The organism is Aeromicrobium sp. P2_G6 (assembly GCF_056403535.1).
Genome location: NZ_JBFUFH010000004.1, coordinates 358996 through 373793, shown reverse-complemented (window position 1 = coordinate 373793; position 14798 = coordinate 358996). Strand labels below are relative to the sequence as shown.

Below are 14798 nucleotides of genomic sequence, written 5' to 3'. Positions count from 1 at the left end.
GTCAGTGCTGGCGGACGTAGCGCCTGCGGCCCAGCATCAGCGGGCTTCGGCGGAACTCCTGTCTGGTCTCCCGATCGCGTTCCTGCTCCTGCTCTGACTCGGCCTCTTCTTCCTCGCGTGCCCTCGCCTCCTCGGCGGCTTCGGTCTCGGCCTCGATCTGGGTGGTGCGCTCCTCGGCGATCTCCGAGTCCTCCTCGACGGTCTCCGGGGTCACGATCTCCTCGCGTACGGCCTCGACGCAGGCGCCGAGCAGGATCGCGTAGAGGCCGACCCACAGCCACAGCAGCAGGATGACGACGCCGGCAAGCGCTCCGTACGTCCTGCCGTAGCTGCCGAAGTTGTCGACGTACAACGAGAAGCCCACCGACACGAGCAACCACAGGGCGGTCGCGACGAGCACGCCCTTGGAGATCAGCGGCGCCCTGGGGGTGCGGTTGGGAGCGATCCGGAACAGCAGGGCGATGGCGATCAAGACGGCGGCGAGCAGGAGGATCCATCGGCCGGCCTCAAACGCCGCGCGTACGCCCGGCACGATGTCGACCTTGTCGAGCACAGCGGGGGCGACGGCGACGAGCCCCACGACGAGCACAACGAAGATGATCGCGCCGAGTGTGAGGACCAGGGCGATCACCTTGCGCTTGATGAAGCCCCGGGTCTCGGCGAGCCCGAACATCGCGTTGATCGCGGTGATGAGGTTGCCGACGCCGCCGGCTGCGGCATAGATCGCCAGCACCAGGGCGATGGCCAGGCCCATGCCAAGGGAGTCTGGCGAGGTCTTGATCAGCGAGTCCATCTGGCCCGTGACCACCGACGCGGCGTCGGACGGCAGCGCCTCGGCGACGTCCTCGGACTGCTTCGCGACCGTCTCGGGGGAGGCCACCAGGCCGTACGTCATGATCGCTGCGATCATCGCCGGGAACAGCGAGAGGAACGCATAGAACGCGACGCCGGCAGCCAGCAGCGAAGCCTGTCGGGCCGATGCCTGTTTCCAGGCGGTGATGACGCTCTTGCGGGGGGAAGCCATGTCTCGACGGTAGTAGGACGGCGCCGGCTTCGCCTGTCGGGGTGCGGGCGTGATCGGCGTGTTCGAGAAATGTCGGGCCAATTTTGCGCCGGTATGACAGGCAAAACGCGGCCCTGATCGAAATTGTGTTCGACAGGTACTTCCTTTTGTCAGAGGCGTCCCCTATCGTCGTACATGTGTTCGATCGAACGCCTGTTCGCACCATCGAATGACATCGAGAGCAGCGTTTGATCGACCACACCACAACTTCACCATCAGCCCTCACTTCCCCCTTGGAGGCCATCATGAGCAGCATCGCCATCGGTCATCACGACCACTCCGTTCGTCCGGTCCGCCACCTGCGCGCTGTGCCCGACGCCAAGCCCACCCCGCGAGTCCGCCTGACCCGTCGCGGCAAGCTCGTCGTGCTGGCCGGAGCCGTCGCACTCATCGCCCTCCTGGTGGTGATGTTCGGCTCGTCGTCGTTCGCCGGCGACCAGGCCGGCGCTGCGCCGGAGACCACGGCGGTCCGCGTGCTGCCCGGACAGACGTTGTGGGAGATCGCGGCCGAGGCCAACCCCAACGGTGACATCCGCAAGACGGTCGACGAGATCGTCCGGCTCAACTCGCTTCCGAATGCCTCTGCTCTGCAGCTCGGCTCGGAGATCGCAGTGCCGGTCTACAAGTAGGCCGCTCGCTGCAACACCCACCGACGTCCGCGGTGCACCTTGGGGAAGGGGTGCCGCGGACGTTCGTGTTTCGTGAACCGATCGCCTCCCGCGCGCGTTTGATTGACCGGGGGAGTGGCACCTGTTTGACTGCTGATCCGGTCAGGCGAAAGCCTGACACGATTTCGAGAGGGACTACGTGACGTCACCTGCTCTGCCCGGCCGACGAGCGGTCGCCCTGCTGTGCGGCGCAGCGATGCTGGGGGCGCTCCTCAGCGCCTGCACCTCCGGTCCGCCCGACCCTCGCAAGGCCGCCGAGGCGTTGGCCAAGGGCCTGACGAAGCAAGACCTCAAGGGCGTGCGGACGGTCAAGGGTGGCCGCATCCCGCAGGCCGACCTCGAGCGGATCGTCAAGGGCATGGGCGCCGCCCGGGCCACGGTCACTGTCGGCGACATCAAGCAGGACGACGACAAGGCAACGGCGACCCTCAAGACGAGCTGGACGTTCAAGGGAGACGACTGGACCTACACGACCCCGGCCGCGATGACGTATGCCGACGACGAGTGGCAGGTGAAATGGACGCCCGCAATCGTCGGACCCCAGCTGACGGCCGACGAGGTGCTGCGCCTGCGTACGTCACCGGCTGACCGGGGCGACATCCTCGGGGCCGGCGGCGAGGGTCTCGTCATCGAGCGTCGGGTCGAGCGGATCGGCATCGACAAGTCGCGGATCAAGGCCGCGGAGGCTGACGGCTCGGCGAGGGCGCTGGCTCGGCTGCTCGACATCAACGCGGACCGCTACGCCAAGGCGGTCAAGGCCGCCGGCCCGCAGGCATTCGTGGTTGCGCTGGTCGTACGTGCTGACTCCGACGACACGCTCAGCGACGCCGAGATCGCGTCGATTCCGGGCGTGAGCCAGCTGGGCGCGGAGCTGCCGCTCGCACCCACCAAGGGGTTCGGGCAGCCGCTGCTCGGGATCGTCGGTGAGGCAACGGCCGAGGCGATCGCCAAGTCCAAGGGATCCGTCACCGCCGGCGACCTGGTCGGGCTGACTGGCTTGGAGCAGCGCTACGACAGCCAGCTGCGCGGCAACCCCGGCGTCACCGTCGAAGCGGTGGCCGGGTCCAAGGGGCGCGAGCTGTTCTCCACCGCGCCGCGCGCCGGCAAGCCACTGCGTACGTCGATCGACGTTGACCTGCAGGGGTCGGCCGACAAGATCCTGGCCGACGTCAAGCCGGCCAGCGCGATGGTCGCGATCCGGCCGTCCTCGGGCAAGATTGTGGCGCTCGCAAGTGGTCCCGGCGGCAAGGGCGCCGACACGGCGGCGGCGGGCCACTATGCGCCCGGCTCGACGTTCAAGCTGGTCACCGCCCTGACGTTCCTTCGCTCCGGGCTGAAGCCCTCGAGCACCGTGGCGTGCACACCGACGGTGACGGTCGACGGGCGTACGTTCAAGAACTACTCGGACTACCCCGGCCGCGCGATCGGCAAGATCCCGCTCAGCGCGGCCATCGCCAACTCGTGCAACACCGCGATGATCGCGACCCGGGGCAAGGCACCTCAGGACAAGCTCGCCCAGGCGGCCGCCGCGCTCGGCCTCGGCCCTGATCTCGACCTCGGGTTCCCGGCCTATCTCGGCTCGGTGCCCCACAAGGCCGAGGGCACCGAGCACGCCGCGTCGATGATCGGTCAGGGCAAGATCGAGGCCTCGCCGCTTGCGATGGCCGTGGTCGCCGCCTCGATCGCGCATGGCTCGCGAGTGACCCCCACGTTGCTCGACGAGTCGCCCACCAAGGCCGCGGCCAAGGCCGCGGACCCGCTGACCGGCAGCGAAGCCAAGCAGCTCCAGGCGATGTTCCGCGGCGTGGTGACCGGCGGCAGCGCAGCCTTCCTGTCGGACGTGCCCGGCAAGCCGGTGTCCGCCAAGACCGGCACCGCCGAGTACGGCAACGACAACCCGCCGCGTACGCATGCCTGGATGATCGCCACGCAAGGCGATCTCGCCGTCGCAGTGTTCGTCGACGACGGCGAGTCCGGCTCGCAGACCGCCGGCCCGCTGCTCGAGGAGTTCCTGCGGAGCGCCCAGTGACGACCGACCTGGCGGCGCCGACTCCCGAACGTACGAGCTGGCGGTCGCTGCCGCCGCTCGCCCTGGTGCCGGTCGCGGCACTCGCGTGGTGGCTGATCGGCTTCCTGGCCTGGCTGCTCAACGGCGCCGGGCACGATGTGCTCGACGAGAGGGGAGTCGGGTTCCTGGCGCTGCCGCCACTGGCGTCAGGCGGCGTGCTCCAGCTCGTCCTCGGCGCGGGCGTCGGAGGCGTGGCCGCCGGCCTTGTCGCCGGGCTCGGTGCCGGTGGCCGTGTCGCGCGCGCCGGTTCCTGCGCCGCCGGGGTGGTCATCGCGCTGCTGGTGACCTTGGTGCAGACCCGCAACGGCGTCAGCAGCATGGCCGTCGACAGCCGGGTCACCAACGGCCTGACGCTCATCGTCATTCTCACCACGATCGTCGGGCTGGGTCTGGGGCTGTTGTGCCTGACCGGACGGGTCGGCCTCGGCTTCGGGGTCGGGGCGCTCGCCGGCGCCACGCCGACCTGGGTGATGAGCGTGTTCAATGCCTTCGAGGTCGACTCGACTCGTGACGGGTTGCACGTCGCGCACCGGGTGAGCGAGTGGTCAGGTGCGGTGGCGCTCGCCGTCGCACTGATCTGCGTTGGCCTGCTGCCCGCCGTACGTGCGGCGGCGTGGGTCGGGATCGTGCTGCTGGCGTGGTTCATCGGCCCGACGATGACGGCGGCCGCCTACATGGAGGTGTTCCTGCGCCCGGGCATGGGGCTGCCCGGCATGTGGGGCGACCAGCTCTCGGCCGCGGCGGACGTCTGGCGCATGTCGGCGTCACTCGAGGCGCGGTCGCTGACGCCCTGGGTCACCGGGATCGTCGTCGCAGCCGGTGTTGCCCTCTGGCTGGCACGGCGGCCCTCCGAACCAGTGGTTCCTTGAGCTTGTCGAAAGGCCAACCGGCACAATGAGGTCATGCGTATTCACGTCATCGCGGATGAGCCCGACAAGGACGGCGGCTACTTCCACGAACGGCTGCTCGAGCTCGGCGGAGAGATCGTCGAGTTGGACCGCGACGACCTGCCGGCATACGCGACGATCGGCGAGACCGATCTGATCTTCCTGCTCGGCTCCGACAAGGGCGCACACGAACCGAAGTGGAAGGACGTCGTCGAGGCCGAGTCGCAGTTCGTACGCTCGGCGCTGCGAGCCGGCACCCCCGTGATGGGCATCTGTTACGGCGCGCAGCTCATGGCTCGGGCGCTCGGTGGCACCTCGTGGCGTGCCGACCGGCCGGAGCTCGGTTGGCAGCGCGTCGACACGACCGACTCGGTTCTGTGCCCCGAGGGACCGTGGGCGCAGATGCACAGCGACGTGTTCGCGCCTGGCACGACGTCCCGCGTCATCGGCACGTCCTGGCGCGGCCCGCAGTGCATCATCGACGAGGCACATGGTGCGCGGGCGATCGCGTGGCAGTTCCACCCCGAGGTGACCGCGGCGACGTACGAGCGATGGGTGCGCGAGGGCTACTACGGCGATGCCGGCATCGACACCAAGGACCTGATCCGGCAGGCCCACGCCAACGCGGCGGCGACCCGCAACCGCGCGCATGCCCTCGTCGACGCGGCGCTCAACTACCTCCAGGTCAGCCCGTGAAGGGCCGGCCGAGCGGCTTCGAGTGGGTCGTGCGCGGCAAGGAGGTCGTCATCTCCCACCATGGCCGCGAGGCGGCGGTGCTGCGCGGCGAGAAGGCGCACCAGTTCGTACGCGACGCCGAGTCCAGCGACCCCCAGCTGCTGATGGCGCGGCTGACGGGCAACTACAAGCGCGGCAACGAACGCACCGCAAAGTCCCACCCCCGCAACCGCTGACACCAGGCTCCTTCAGGAGTTGGCGATCGCCTTCCACTCGTCCAGTCGCTGGGCGATCAGCGCAGATCGTCGTTCGAGGTCGTTGGAGTCCAGGACAGCAAGGTCCGCGGGATCGGCCCGTACGTAGACCCCGGAGGTCCGCTCGTTGAGCGTCGCGTCGGTGCCGGATCGGGTGATCCAGTAGCCGGCTGCGCGGTCGGCCGTCTCGATGTGGATCTCGCCGGTGCCCTCCAGCTGCGGCGCATTCGGGTCGCGCGGGCGTTCGCCCTTCCAGAAGTAGCGGACCCCTGAGGGATCCTTGATCTCCTTCGACGCCTCGCTCCCGTAGCGCGACGACAGGGTGCCGTCGTCAGCCCACCCGCGGCCCTTGACCTCGAGGTTGCCGGCGCGGTCGCGGGAGACCTGCAGGAGGCTGATCGCGGACGGTTCGTCGGCGCTGCGTGCGGTGAGGGAGTACTGCCACCACACGCCTTCGATCGAGGCGACCCGGTTGCCGAGCTCGACCTCGATCGCCTTGCGCAGCTTCTGGTTGATGGCCTTCGTCCCGGCCGGGGTGGTCGGCACGTCGTACCGGATGGACGTGAGGCCGAGCAGGTCCGTCGGGAGCTTGGCGCCGTTGGCGTGCAGGATGAACGTCCGGCGCATGCCGAGCACGCCGCCGAACAGGCCGGCCTCGAACACCACGTTGTCGCGTGGCGAAGCCTGGGCGGGAGTAGCAGGGTCGGCGGCAGGCATGTCGTTGGTGGTCCAGTCGTCCTGCGCGAACACGAACGCAGCGAAGTCGACCTCACGCGTCAGCTCGACGAGCCGTTCCAACGTCGAGGTGCCGGGATTGAACACCGTCGTCCACGGCTCGACGTCTGCGACTTCTTCGAGTCCCCGGGTCAGGGCCTGCAGCAGCTTCTCCTGCTTGCCCGACGAGCCGAGAAAGATCCTGGGCTTGGTCATGCCGACATCCTAGGTGCGCAAAACCCCTCGCCGGTCGAGTAGTCCGACGAGCTCTGCGAGGAGGGCGTATCGAGACCACGTGAGCCGAGAAGCTCACGTCATGTGGTCTCGATACCCTCGCTCGTTCCTCGCTCAGACTCGACCACCGAGTTGTTGCCCGTCGAGATCTCGGCCAGCCTGGCTACTCGCCGGTCGAGTAGCCAGGCGAGCTCTGCGAGTTCGGCGTATCGAGACCACGTGAGCCGAGAAGCTCGCGTCATGTGGTCTCGATACCCTCGCTCGTTCCTCGCTCGGACTCGACCACCGAGTGCGTACGCCGGGTCATAACTCGGCGAGCCGGCGTTGCAGGAACTCCTTCTCTCTGGCGTTCTCGGTCAGGTCGGTAGCGCGTTCGTACGCCTGCACGGCCTCGTCCGTACGGCCGGCCCTGCGCAACAGGTCGGCGCGGATCGCGTGCAACAGGCCGAAGCCAGGCAGGTCGAGCTCGTCGACCAGGCCGAGCCCGACCTCAGGCCCGTCGACCTCGGCGACGGCAACCGCACGGTTGAGCGCAGCGACCGGACTCGGCGCGATCTGCAGCAGGTGGTCGTAGAGCTGCACGATCTGCGCCCAGTCGGTGTCGGCCGCCGTCGCGGCGTCGCTGTGCACCGCGGCGATCGCAGCCTGCAGCTGGTACGGCCCGGGCTGTCCGCGCCGGATGCAACGGCGTACGAGGTCCTGGCCCTCCGCGATCAGGCCCCGGTCCCAGAGCGAGCGGTCCTGGTCGGCGAGCAGTACGAGCAGACCGTCGGACGTACGGGCTGGCCGCCGCGAGTCGTTGAGCAGCATCAGGGCAAGCAGGCCAGCGGCTTCGGGCTCGTCAGGCATCAACGCGACCAGCAGCCGGCCGAGCCGGATTGCCTCGGCGCACAGGTCCTCGCGTACGAGGTCGGTGCCGGAGCTCGCGGCGTAGCCCTCGTTGAAGATCAGGTAGACCACCGCAAGCACACCGCGCAGCCGGTCGGGCAGGTCCGCGTCACGAGGCACGCGGTAGGGAATGTGCGCTGCGCGGATCTTGCCCTTCGCGCGTACGAACCGCTGCGCCATCGTCGGCTCCGGCACGAGGAACGCGCGCGCGATCTCCGGTGTGGTCAGCCCGCCGAGCATCCGCAGGGTCAGAGCGACGCGGGCGGCGGGGGAGAGCGCAGGGTGGCAGCACGTGAAGATGAGGCGGAGCCGGTCGTCGGACACGGGACCCTCCTCCTTCGGTTCGTCCTGTTCGAGCAGCAGCGCCGCCTGCGCGTGCTTGTCGTCGCGGTTCGCCTCGCGCCGCAGCCGGTCGATGGCCCGCCGCTTGGCGGTGGTGATGATCCAGCCGCTGGGGCTGGGCGGCACGCCGTCGGCGGGCCAGCGCTCGACGGCTGCGGCGAACGCCTCCTGGACCGCGTCCTCGGCGATGTCGAGGTCGCCGAAGACGCGGGCCAGGACAGCCACCGCACGGCCGTGCTCCTCGCGGAACACCCGCGCGATGTCGGCGTCTTCGGTCGTCACGTCAGTGGCGGAACGGGCGCACTTCGATCGGCAGCCCTGTCGCCTCGGCGTACTTGCCGGCCCACGCCAGCGCCGCGTCCAGGTCGGGGGAGTCGACGATCGTGAAGCCGCCGACGTGCTCCTTGCCCTCGACGTACGGCCCGTCGGTCATCAGCGTCTCCCCGTCCTGATGGCGTACGACCGTGGTCGCGTCCGGCCCGTTAAGCCCGCCGGCGAACACCCACTGGCCGCTGGCCTGAAGCTCCTCGTTGACGATGTTGAGCTTGCGCATGATCGGCTCGAGGAACTCCGGAGGGGGAGTGAACCCCGGCTCCATCACGGGCTCGATGACGTTGAGTACGTACTGCGTCATGGTGGTGCCTCCTGTGTGCGGCCGGCCTGCTGCCAGCCTCTCACCCCCTACACGAACGACACACCAAGAAATCGACATCTTTCAGCGGTCGAGCTCGAATGCTCGCGTGATGTGGTCTCGATACGATCCCTCGTTCCTCGGGATCACTCGACCACCGAGTTGTCGCCGGTCGAGCTCATTCGACCAGCGCGTGGTCTCGCCGGTCGAGTAGCCAGGCGAGCTCTGCTGGGGGTCCCCCCACGAGCTCTGCGAGTAGGGGGCGTTCGGCGTATCGAGACCCAGTGAGCCGAGGAGCTCGCGTGATGTGGTCTCGATACGCCCGCTCGTTCCTCGCGGCCACTCGACCACCGAGCTGTTCGCCGGTCGAGTAGCCAGGCGAGCTCTGCGAGTTCGGCGTATCGAGACCTCGTGAGATCACTACTTACGCTTGAAATCCTTCTTCGCCAACCCGGGCAGCAGGTGGAGCTCGCCGTTGATCAGCGCTTCGCGCTTGGCCCGCGACCAGTTCTGGACCTTCTTCTCGAACCAGTACGCCTGGACGATCGACTCGCACGGCTGGACGAAGACGAGCTCGACCGGCAGCCGCCGCCGTGTGTACTCGGCACCTTCGCCCGCTTGATGCTTCTCGAATCGCGCGATGATGTCGCGCGTGCTCCCGACGTAGTAGCTGCCGTCGGCACACCTCAGGATGTACATGTATCCGCCCACACGAGGAGCATGTCTGCGATGCCTCGGTCGCGTGAGCGGTCATCCACAGGGGTCTCGATACGCCGCTCGCAGAGCGAGCTTGCTACTCGACCGGCGAGTCCACTCGGTAGTCGGCCGCCCCGAGGGCAGTACGAAGCCCCGGCCCTCTTGGGCGGGCCGAGGCTCCGGTATGGGATCCCTCCCTGACAAACGACTATTCGGTGATGTCGGCGGCGTCGCTGGCCTGGATCGCCGCTTCGGCCTCGGACATCGCGCCCTCGGTCGACAGCGCACCGCCGGAGCTCTCCAGGTGGGCGCGGACGAACCAGTGGAACAGCTCGAGCTGGCGGGCCTGGCCGATGATCATGTCCTCGGTCATCGGGTCGATGTCGGCGACGGCTTCCTGCGCCTTGCGGTGATCGGCGATCAGCTGGATGTAGACCTCGTCGAGCGCTCCGAGGTGCTCGTTGGTGGTGGCACGGCCGAGGGAGTAGTCGTCCCAGCTGCGGCCGCTGACGACCGCGCCCGGCGTGCCCTTGGGCGAGGCGCCGAGAGTGGCGATGCGCTCGGCGGTCTCGTCGACCATCGCGATGACCTCGTCGACGTGCGGGTCGATCATCTCGTGCACCGCGATGAAGTGCGGGCCGACGACGTTCCAGTGCACGTGCTTGAGCGTCAGGTGCAGGTCGATCAGGGCGTTGAGGCGCTCCTGCAGGATGTTGGCGAGCTTCTCGCCCTCGGCGGTCGTGAGTCCGGGAATGGTGTATTTCGGGGCTGAAGTAGGCATGCTCTTGGCCTACCCAGCCGCCGCGATCTCACACGGCCCCACGGCATACGTTTGTCCCATGGCTTTGATCGTGTGTCCTCTGTGTGTCCGCGAGGACGACGTCGTCGTGCTTCGCACCCTGCCCGACGGGCGCAAGGAGGCCGAGTGCACCGATTGCAAGTTCACGTTCCCCTTCGGCTCGCCGACCCCGGAGGCCAAGCCGGCGGCCCGCAAGAGCACACCGAGGAGTACGCCCAGGCGGGCGGCGAGCACGGTCGTCGCCCCGCGCCCGATCGCGTACGTCGTGCAGCAGTTCCCGAAGCCCACGGACGTCGACGCAGCCGCCCTGGAGCGTGCCGAAGCGCTGAAGCAGGAGTTCCTGGCCACTGCGTACGAGCCTGATCCACTGGTGACCCGGCACTGGCAGAAGTTCAAGTGGGTGTTCTCCGCCGACGGCCTCGACAAGGCGACGATCGACGACTTCAAGCTGTTCGCCGACGACCCGACCGGCGTGAGCACGGGGGACTCGACCGAGTTCGACAAGGCGTGGGTCCTGCTCGGTGAGCTCGAGGGCGCCCGCCGTGTACGCGCGGTGACCAACCACCTGCTCCGCGGACCCGGGGAGCTCGAGGACCGGCTGAGCAACCTCATCGACCAGGGCTTCGGCTTCTCGATGCCCGGCTGGGGCGAGGGACTGCTGACCAAGACCCTCGCGGTCGCCGATCCCGACCGATTCCTGCCGATCGTCACGTATGCCGACAAGCGCGCGATCGCCCAATCGCTGTACGGGCTGGAGCTCCCCGAGGTCGATCTGACGTCGTGGACGATCGGCCGCCTCGGCGTGTGGAGCAACGACCTGCTGGTCGACCTCGCCGGCAACGGATTCGACGACCTCCACCACGCCGCGGCATACCTCCGCTGGGCCCACAACCACTAGTAGCCAGCGCCGGCTGCTGGTCATACCTGGGAGCCGGAAAACGTTGATACAGGTGTGTTCTGAGGGGTTTCGACACGCCGTGATTTTCGCCACAAATGGCCTCTGACCTGCGGTGACAGGCATGTCCAGAAAAACTGTCGCCTCTTGCTGCAATCGTGTTGCACGGGCCTTTCCACCGGCGTACAGTGGCACTAGATCTAGTAGTTACAACAATGTAGTTCTCCACATGTTGTGGGGAGTTACACACCGAAAATCGTCGGAATCCACACGGCTTCCACATGACTTGTCCCCATCGGGGGACAACTTTTCGGACCAAGCCCCTTGTATGGGAAGGAGTTGACCGACATGCATTGTCCGTTCTGCAAGAACACCGACACCCGGGTTCTCGACAGCCGTGTCGCCGACGAGGGTGGAGCCATCCGCCGCCGCCGGGTCTGCTCCTCCTGCGAGAAGCGGTTCACCACGATCGAGCAGATGCAGCTCACGGTCGTCAAGCGCTCCGGCGCGACCGAACCCTTCGTCCGTGACAAGGCCATCGCCGGTGTCCGCAAGGCCTGCAAGGGCCGACCGGTCTCCGACGACGACCTGGCGCGACTCGGCCAGCAGGTCGAGGACACGCTTCGCGACTCTGGATGCGCGGAGGTCCCGGCCCACGAGGTCGGCCTCGCGATCCTCGAGCCCCTCAAGAGCCTCGACGAGGTCGCCTACCTGCGATTCGCCAGCGTCTACAAGCAGTTCGAGTCCGCCGACGACTTCGCCGACGAGATCGCCAGCCTCATGGCGGCCGGCGCCGACGGCGAGCTCGCCGAACACACCGCAAACAAGGATCACCACCAGACCTGAGCCCCGCTGGTCGAGTAGCTCCGAGGAACGAGGAGCGTATCGAGACCACCGAGGCGCAAGTAGCAAAGCAAACATCACCCACCGCGCAACACAGACAGTAGGAGCACTCACATGACGGAAACGGTCAGCGGACCCTCGGGGTCCTCGCGCAAGACTGCTGGCAAGAAGGGCAACGCCGCCCTCAAGATCCAGCGCGTCTACACGACCGAGGGGGTGCACCCGTACGACAACGTCACCTGGGAACGTCGCGACGTCGTGCAGACCAACTGGAAGACCGGCGAGAACGTCTTTGAGCAGCGCGGTGTGGAGTTCCCCGACTTCTGGAGCGTCAACGCCTCCACGATCGTCACGACCAAGTACTTCCGCGGCGCCGTCGGCTCGGCCGAGCGTGAGCAGAGCCTCAAGCAGCTCCTCGACCGCGTCGTGCTGACCTACACTCAGGCCGGCCGCGACCACGGCTACTTCGCCACCGAGGACGACGCGACGATCTTCGAGCACGAGCTGACGCACATGCTCCTGCACCAGGTCTTCAGCTTCAACAGCCCGGTGTGGTTCAACGTGGGCACGTCGAGCCCGCAGCAGGTCAGCGCCTGCTTCATCCTCGCGGTGGATGACTCGATGGACTCGATCCTCAACTGGTACAAGGAAGAGGGTCTGATCTTCAAGGGTGGTTCCGGTGCCGGCCTCAACCTGAGCCGCATCCGCTCGTCCAAGGAGCTGCTCCGCTCCTCGGGCGGCACCGCTTCGGGCCCGGTCTCGTTCATGCGCGGCGCCGACGCGTCCGCCGGCACCATCAAGTCCGGTGGCGCCACGCGTCGTGCGGCCAAGATGGTCGTGCTCGACGTCGACCACCCCGACATCCAGGAGTTCGTCGAGACCAAGGCCAAGGAGGAGGACAAGATCCGCGTCCTCCGCGACGCCGGCTACGACATGGACCTCGGCGGCGCCGACATCACCAGCGTCCAGTACCAGAACGCCAACAACTCGATCCGCGTTAACGACGAGTTCATGCGTGCGGTCGAGTCCGGTGGCGAGTTCGGGCTCCGCGCCCGTACGTCCGGCGAGATCATCGAGACCGTCGACGCCCGCAAGCTGTGGGAGGACATCGCACAGGCTGCTTGGGCGTGCGCCGACCCCGGCATCCAGTACGACGGCACGATCAACGACTGGCACACCTCGCCCGAGGCCGGCCGCATCACCGCGTCCAACCCGTGCTCGGAATACATGCACCTCGACAACTCGTCGTGCAACCTGGCCAGCCTCAACCTGCTGAAGTTCCTCAAGGACGACGGCTCGTTCGACACCGAGACGTTCGTCAAGGCGACCGAGTTCATCATCACCGCGATGGACATCTCGATCTGCTTCGCGGACTTCCCGACCGAGGCGATCGGCGAGACCACGCGGGCCTACCGCCAGCTCGGCATCGGCTTCGCCAACCTCGGCGCGCTGCTCATGGCGTCGGGCCTGGCATACGACTCCGACGGTGGCCGTGCCCTCGCCGGTGCGATCACCTCGCTGATGACCGGTACGTCCTACCGTCGCTCGGCCGAGCTCGCCGGCGTCGTCGGCCCCTACGACGGCTTCGCCCAGAACGCCTCGGCGCACGAGCGCGTCATGCGCAAGCACCAGGCCGCCAACGACGAGATCCGCACGATGCACTCGATCGACATCGCGGTGCACCGTGAGGCTGCCAAGCAGTGGAAGCTCAACCTCGAGATCGGCCAGAAGAACGGGTGGCGCAACAGCCAGGCCTCCGTCCTCGCGCCGACCGGCACCATCGGGTTCATGATGGACTGCGACACGACCGGCATCGAGCCGGACTTCTCGCTGGTCAAGTTCAAGAAGCTCGTCGGTGGCGGCTCGATGCAGATCGTCAACCAGACCATCCCGGCGGCGCTCAAGAAGCTCGGCTACACCAACGAGACGATCGAGGCGATCGTCGAGTACATCGCCGACAACGGTCACGTCGTCGACGCGCCCGGGCTCAAGACCGAGCACTACGAGGTCTTCGACACCGCGATGGGTCAGCGCTCTATCAAGCCGATGGGCCACGTGCTGATGATGGCTGCCTGCCAGCCGTTCCTGTCCGGCGCGATCTCCAAGACGGTCAACCTGCCGGAGTCGGCCACGGTCGAGGAGATCGAGGACGTCTACTTCCAGGGCTGGAAGCTCGGCCTCAAGGCGCTCGCGGTCTACCGCGACAACTGCAAGGTCGGCCAGCCGCTGTCCGACGGCAAGGGCGCCAAGGAGTCGGGCTCGACCAAGGTCGAGGTCAAGGAAGTCATCGTCGAGAAGCCGATCCGTCGCCGCCTGCCGAAGTCGCGCCAGTCGATCACGACGTCGTTCTCCGTCGGTGGTGCCGAGGGCTACATGACCTCCGGTGCTCACCCTGACGGCTCGCTCGGCGAGATCTTCATGAAGCTCGGCAAGCAGGGCTCGACCCTGGCCGGCATGATGGACGCCTTCTCGATCGCCATCAGCATCTCGCTGCAGTACGGCGTGCCGCTGGAGACGTTCGTCCAGAAGTTCACCAACATGAAGTTCGAGCCGGCCGGTCTGACCGACGACCCGGACGTCCGCATGAGCCAGTCGATCATGGACTACACGTTCCGTCGCCTGGCCCTGGACTACCTCGACTTCGAGACCCGCTCAGCCCTCGGCATCCACTCGGCCGAGGAGCGCCAGCGCTACCTCGACACGGGCTCCTACGAGCCCCCGGTCGGCAACGGCAGCACCGCAGCCGAACTCGTCGGCGGCGAACTCGGATCCGAGGTCTCGGCCCCGAGCGGAAACCCGGTCCCTAGCGGCGGAGCCGCGGGAGCGAGCTCTGCGAGCGAAGGGACGTCAGGTCACTTCGAAGCCGAGGACAAGTCCGACACGGACCCGGTCGAGCACATCGCGATCATGTCCAAGCCCGCCCCGGCAACCGCTCACACGAGCGCCGAGCTCCTGGAGACCCTCACCGGCTCCGCGGTCGACTCGCCGCTCTGCATGACATGTGGAACGAAAATGCGCCCCGCCGGCTCCTGCCACGTCTGCGAAGGCTGCGGCAGCACCAGCGGCTGCAGCTGATCAAGCCGTGACAGTGGATGAGCCCCGATCGCGCCGGTCGGGGCTCATCTTCGATTTAGCACTGGG

At 67.5% G+C, this 14798-nt stretch carries 14 protein-coding genes; 8 read left to right on the top strand and 6 right to left on the bottom strand.

The genetic code is table 11. From position 1 onward, the window contains the following. Nucleotide 1 precedes the first annotated feature (1 nt). Nucleotides 2–1024, bottom strand: coding sequence for a YihY/virulence factor BrkB family protein (locus tag AC1DVU_RS15250; protein WP_476923297.1), 1023 nt, complete (start codon nucleotides 1022–1024; stop codon nucleotides 2–4). A 284-nt stretch (nucleotides 1025–1308) separates the two neighbouring features. Between AC1DVU_RS15250 and AC1DVU_RS15245 the strand changes: the two genes are divergently transcribed. The 5 genes from AC1DVU_RS15245 (at nucleotide 1309) to AC1DVU_RS15225 (ending at nucleotide 5597) form a co-directional block, all read left to right on the top strand. Then, on the top strand, nucleotides 1309–1692 hold the full coding sequence (locus AC1DVU_RS15245; RefSeq protein WP_476923296.1) for a LysM peptidoglycan-binding domain-containing protein: 384 nt from the start codon (nucleotides 1309–1311) through the stop codon (nucleotides 1690–1692). A gap of 178 nt (nucleotides 1693–1870) precedes the next feature. Beyond that, on the top strand, nucleotides 1871–3760 hold the full coding sequence (locus AC1DVU_RS15240; RefSeq protein WP_476923295.1) for a penicillin-binding transpeptidase domain-containing protein: 1890 nt from the start codon (nucleotides 1871–1873) through the stop codon (nucleotides 3758–3760). Further along, nucleotides 3757–4668, top strand: coding sequence for a hypothetical protein (locus tag AC1DVU_RS15235; protein ID WP_476923294.1), 912 nt, complete (start codon nucleotides 3757–3759; stop codon nucleotides 4666–4668). Before AC1DVU_RS15240 ends, AC1DVU_RS15235 begins: the two co-directional genes overlap by 4 nt. Nucleotides 4669–4701: 33 nt before the next feature. Continuing rightward, the gene (locus AC1DVU_RS15230) at nucleotides 4702–5382 is read left to right on the top strand and encodes a type 1 glutamine amidotransferase (protein ID WP_476923293.1); all 681 of its coding nucleotides are present in this window, start codon (nucleotides 4702–4704) and stop codon (nucleotides 5380–5382) included. Next, entirely contained in the window at nucleotides 5379–5597 is a 219-nt protein-coding gene (locus tag AC1DVU_RS15225; RefSeq protein ID WP_476923292.1) for a hypothetical protein, read from the top strand. The genes AC1DVU_RS15230 and AC1DVU_RS15225 overlap by 4 nt, the downstream gene beginning before the upstream one ends. 12 nt (nucleotides 5598–5609) lie before the next feature. Here AC1DVU_RS15225 and AC1DVU_RS15220 read toward each other — a convergent pair whose 3' ends face one another. The 5 genes from AC1DVU_RS15220 to AC1DVU_RS15200 form a co-directional block, all read right to left on the bottom strand. Next, nucleotides 5610–6545 (bottom strand): TIR domain-containing protein, encoded by a 936-nt coding sequence (locus AC1DVU_RS15220; protein ID WP_476923291.1) that lies wholly within the window; start codon nucleotides 6543–6545, stop codon nucleotides 5610–5612. A 321-nt stretch (nucleotides 6546–6866) separates the two neighbouring features. Next, nucleotides 6867–8075, bottom strand: a complete 1209-nt coding sequence (locus AC1DVU_RS15215) for an RNA polymerase sigma factor (protein ID WP_476923290.1) — start codon at nucleotides 8073–8075, stop codon at nucleotides 6867–6869. 1 nt (nucleotide 8076) lies between these two features. After that, nucleotides 8077–8427, bottom strand: coding sequence for a YciI family protein (locus tag AC1DVU_RS15210; RefSeq protein ID WP_476923289.1), 351 nt, complete (start codon nucleotides 8425–8427; stop codon nucleotides 8077–8079). Between the two features lie 417 nt (nucleotides 8428–8844). After that, entirely contained in the window at nucleotides 8845–9135 is a 291-nt protein-coding gene (locus AC1DVU_RS15205; RefSeq protein WP_476923288.1) for a GIY-YIG nuclease family protein, read from the bottom strand. Between the two features lie 193 nt (nucleotides 9136–9328). Further along, entirely contained in the window at nucleotides 9329–9901 is a 573-nt protein-coding gene (locus tag AC1DVU_RS15200; protein WP_476923287.1) for a Dps family protein, read from the bottom strand. Between the two features lie 58 nt (nucleotides 9902–9959). Here AC1DVU_RS15200 and AC1DVU_RS15195 point away from each other — a divergent pair, with 58 nt between their 5' ends. The 3 genes from AC1DVU_RS15195 (at nucleotide 9960) to AC1DVU_RS15185 (ending at nucleotide 14732) form a co-directional block, all read left to right on the top strand. Continuing rightward, the gene (locus AC1DVU_RS15195; RefSeq protein ID WP_476923286.1) at nucleotides 9960–10817 is read left to right on the top strand and encodes a hypothetical protein; all 858 of its coding nucleotides are present in this window, start codon (nucleotides 9960–9962) and stop codon (nucleotides 10815–10817) included. Nucleotides 10818–11162: 345 nt separating this feature from the next. Further along, nucleotides 11163–11660, top strand: a complete 498-nt coding sequence (nrdR, locus tag AC1DVU_RS15190) for a transcriptional regulator NrdR (protein WP_476923285.1) — start codon at nucleotides 11163–11165, stop codon at nucleotides 11658–11660. A gap of 111 nt (nucleotides 11661–11771) precedes the next feature. Then, nucleotides 11772–14732, top strand: coding sequence for a vitamin B12-dependent ribonucleotide reductase (locus AC1DVU_RS15185; protein ID WP_476923284.1), 2961 nt, complete (start codon nucleotides 11772–11774; stop codon nucleotides 14730–14732). Nucleotides 14733–14798 lie beyond the last annotated feature (66 nt).

What these genes read in the sequence shown, in the direction of transcription:
- AC1DVU_RS15250 (WP_476923297.1), bottom strand. Translation starts at nt 1,024, where the DNA reads ATGGCTTCCCCCCGCAAGAGCGTCATCACCGCCTGGAAACAGGCATCG.
- AC1DVU_RS15245 (WP_476923296.1), top strand. Translation starts at nt 1,309, where the DNA reads ATGAGCAGCATCGCCATCGGTCATCACGACCACTCCGTTCGTCCGGTC.
- AC1DVU_RS15230 (WP_476923293.1), top strand. Translation starts at nt 4,702, where the DNA reads ATGCGTATTCACGTCATCGCGGATGAGCCCGACAAGGACGGCGGCTAC.
- AC1DVU_RS15220 (WP_476923291.1), bottom strand. Translation starts at nt 6,545, where the DNA reads ATGACCAAGCCCAGGATCTTTCTCGGCTCGTCGGGCAAGCAGGAGAAG.
- AC1DVU_RS15210 (WP_476923289.1), bottom strand. Translation starts at nt 8,427, where the DNA reads ATGACGCAGTACGTACTCAACGTCATCGAGCCCGTGATGGAGCCGGGG.
- AC1DVU_RS15200 (WP_476923287.1), bottom strand. Translation starts at nt 9,901, where the DNA reads ATGCCTACTTCAGCCCCGAAATACACCATTCCCGGACTCACGACCGCC.
- AC1DVU_RS15195 (WP_476923286.1), top strand. Translation starts at nt 9,960, where the DNA reads ATGGCTTTGATCGTGTGTCCTCTGTGTGTCCGCGAGGACGACGTCGTC.
- nrdR (WP_476923285.1), top strand. Translation starts at nt 11,163, where the DNA reads ATGCATTGTCCGTTCTGCAAGAACACCGACACCCGGGTTCTCGACAGC.
- AC1DVU_RS15185 (WP_476923284.1), top strand. Translation starts at nt 11,772, where the DNA reads ATGACGGAAACGGTCAGCGGACCCTCGGGGTCCTCGCGCAAGACTGCT.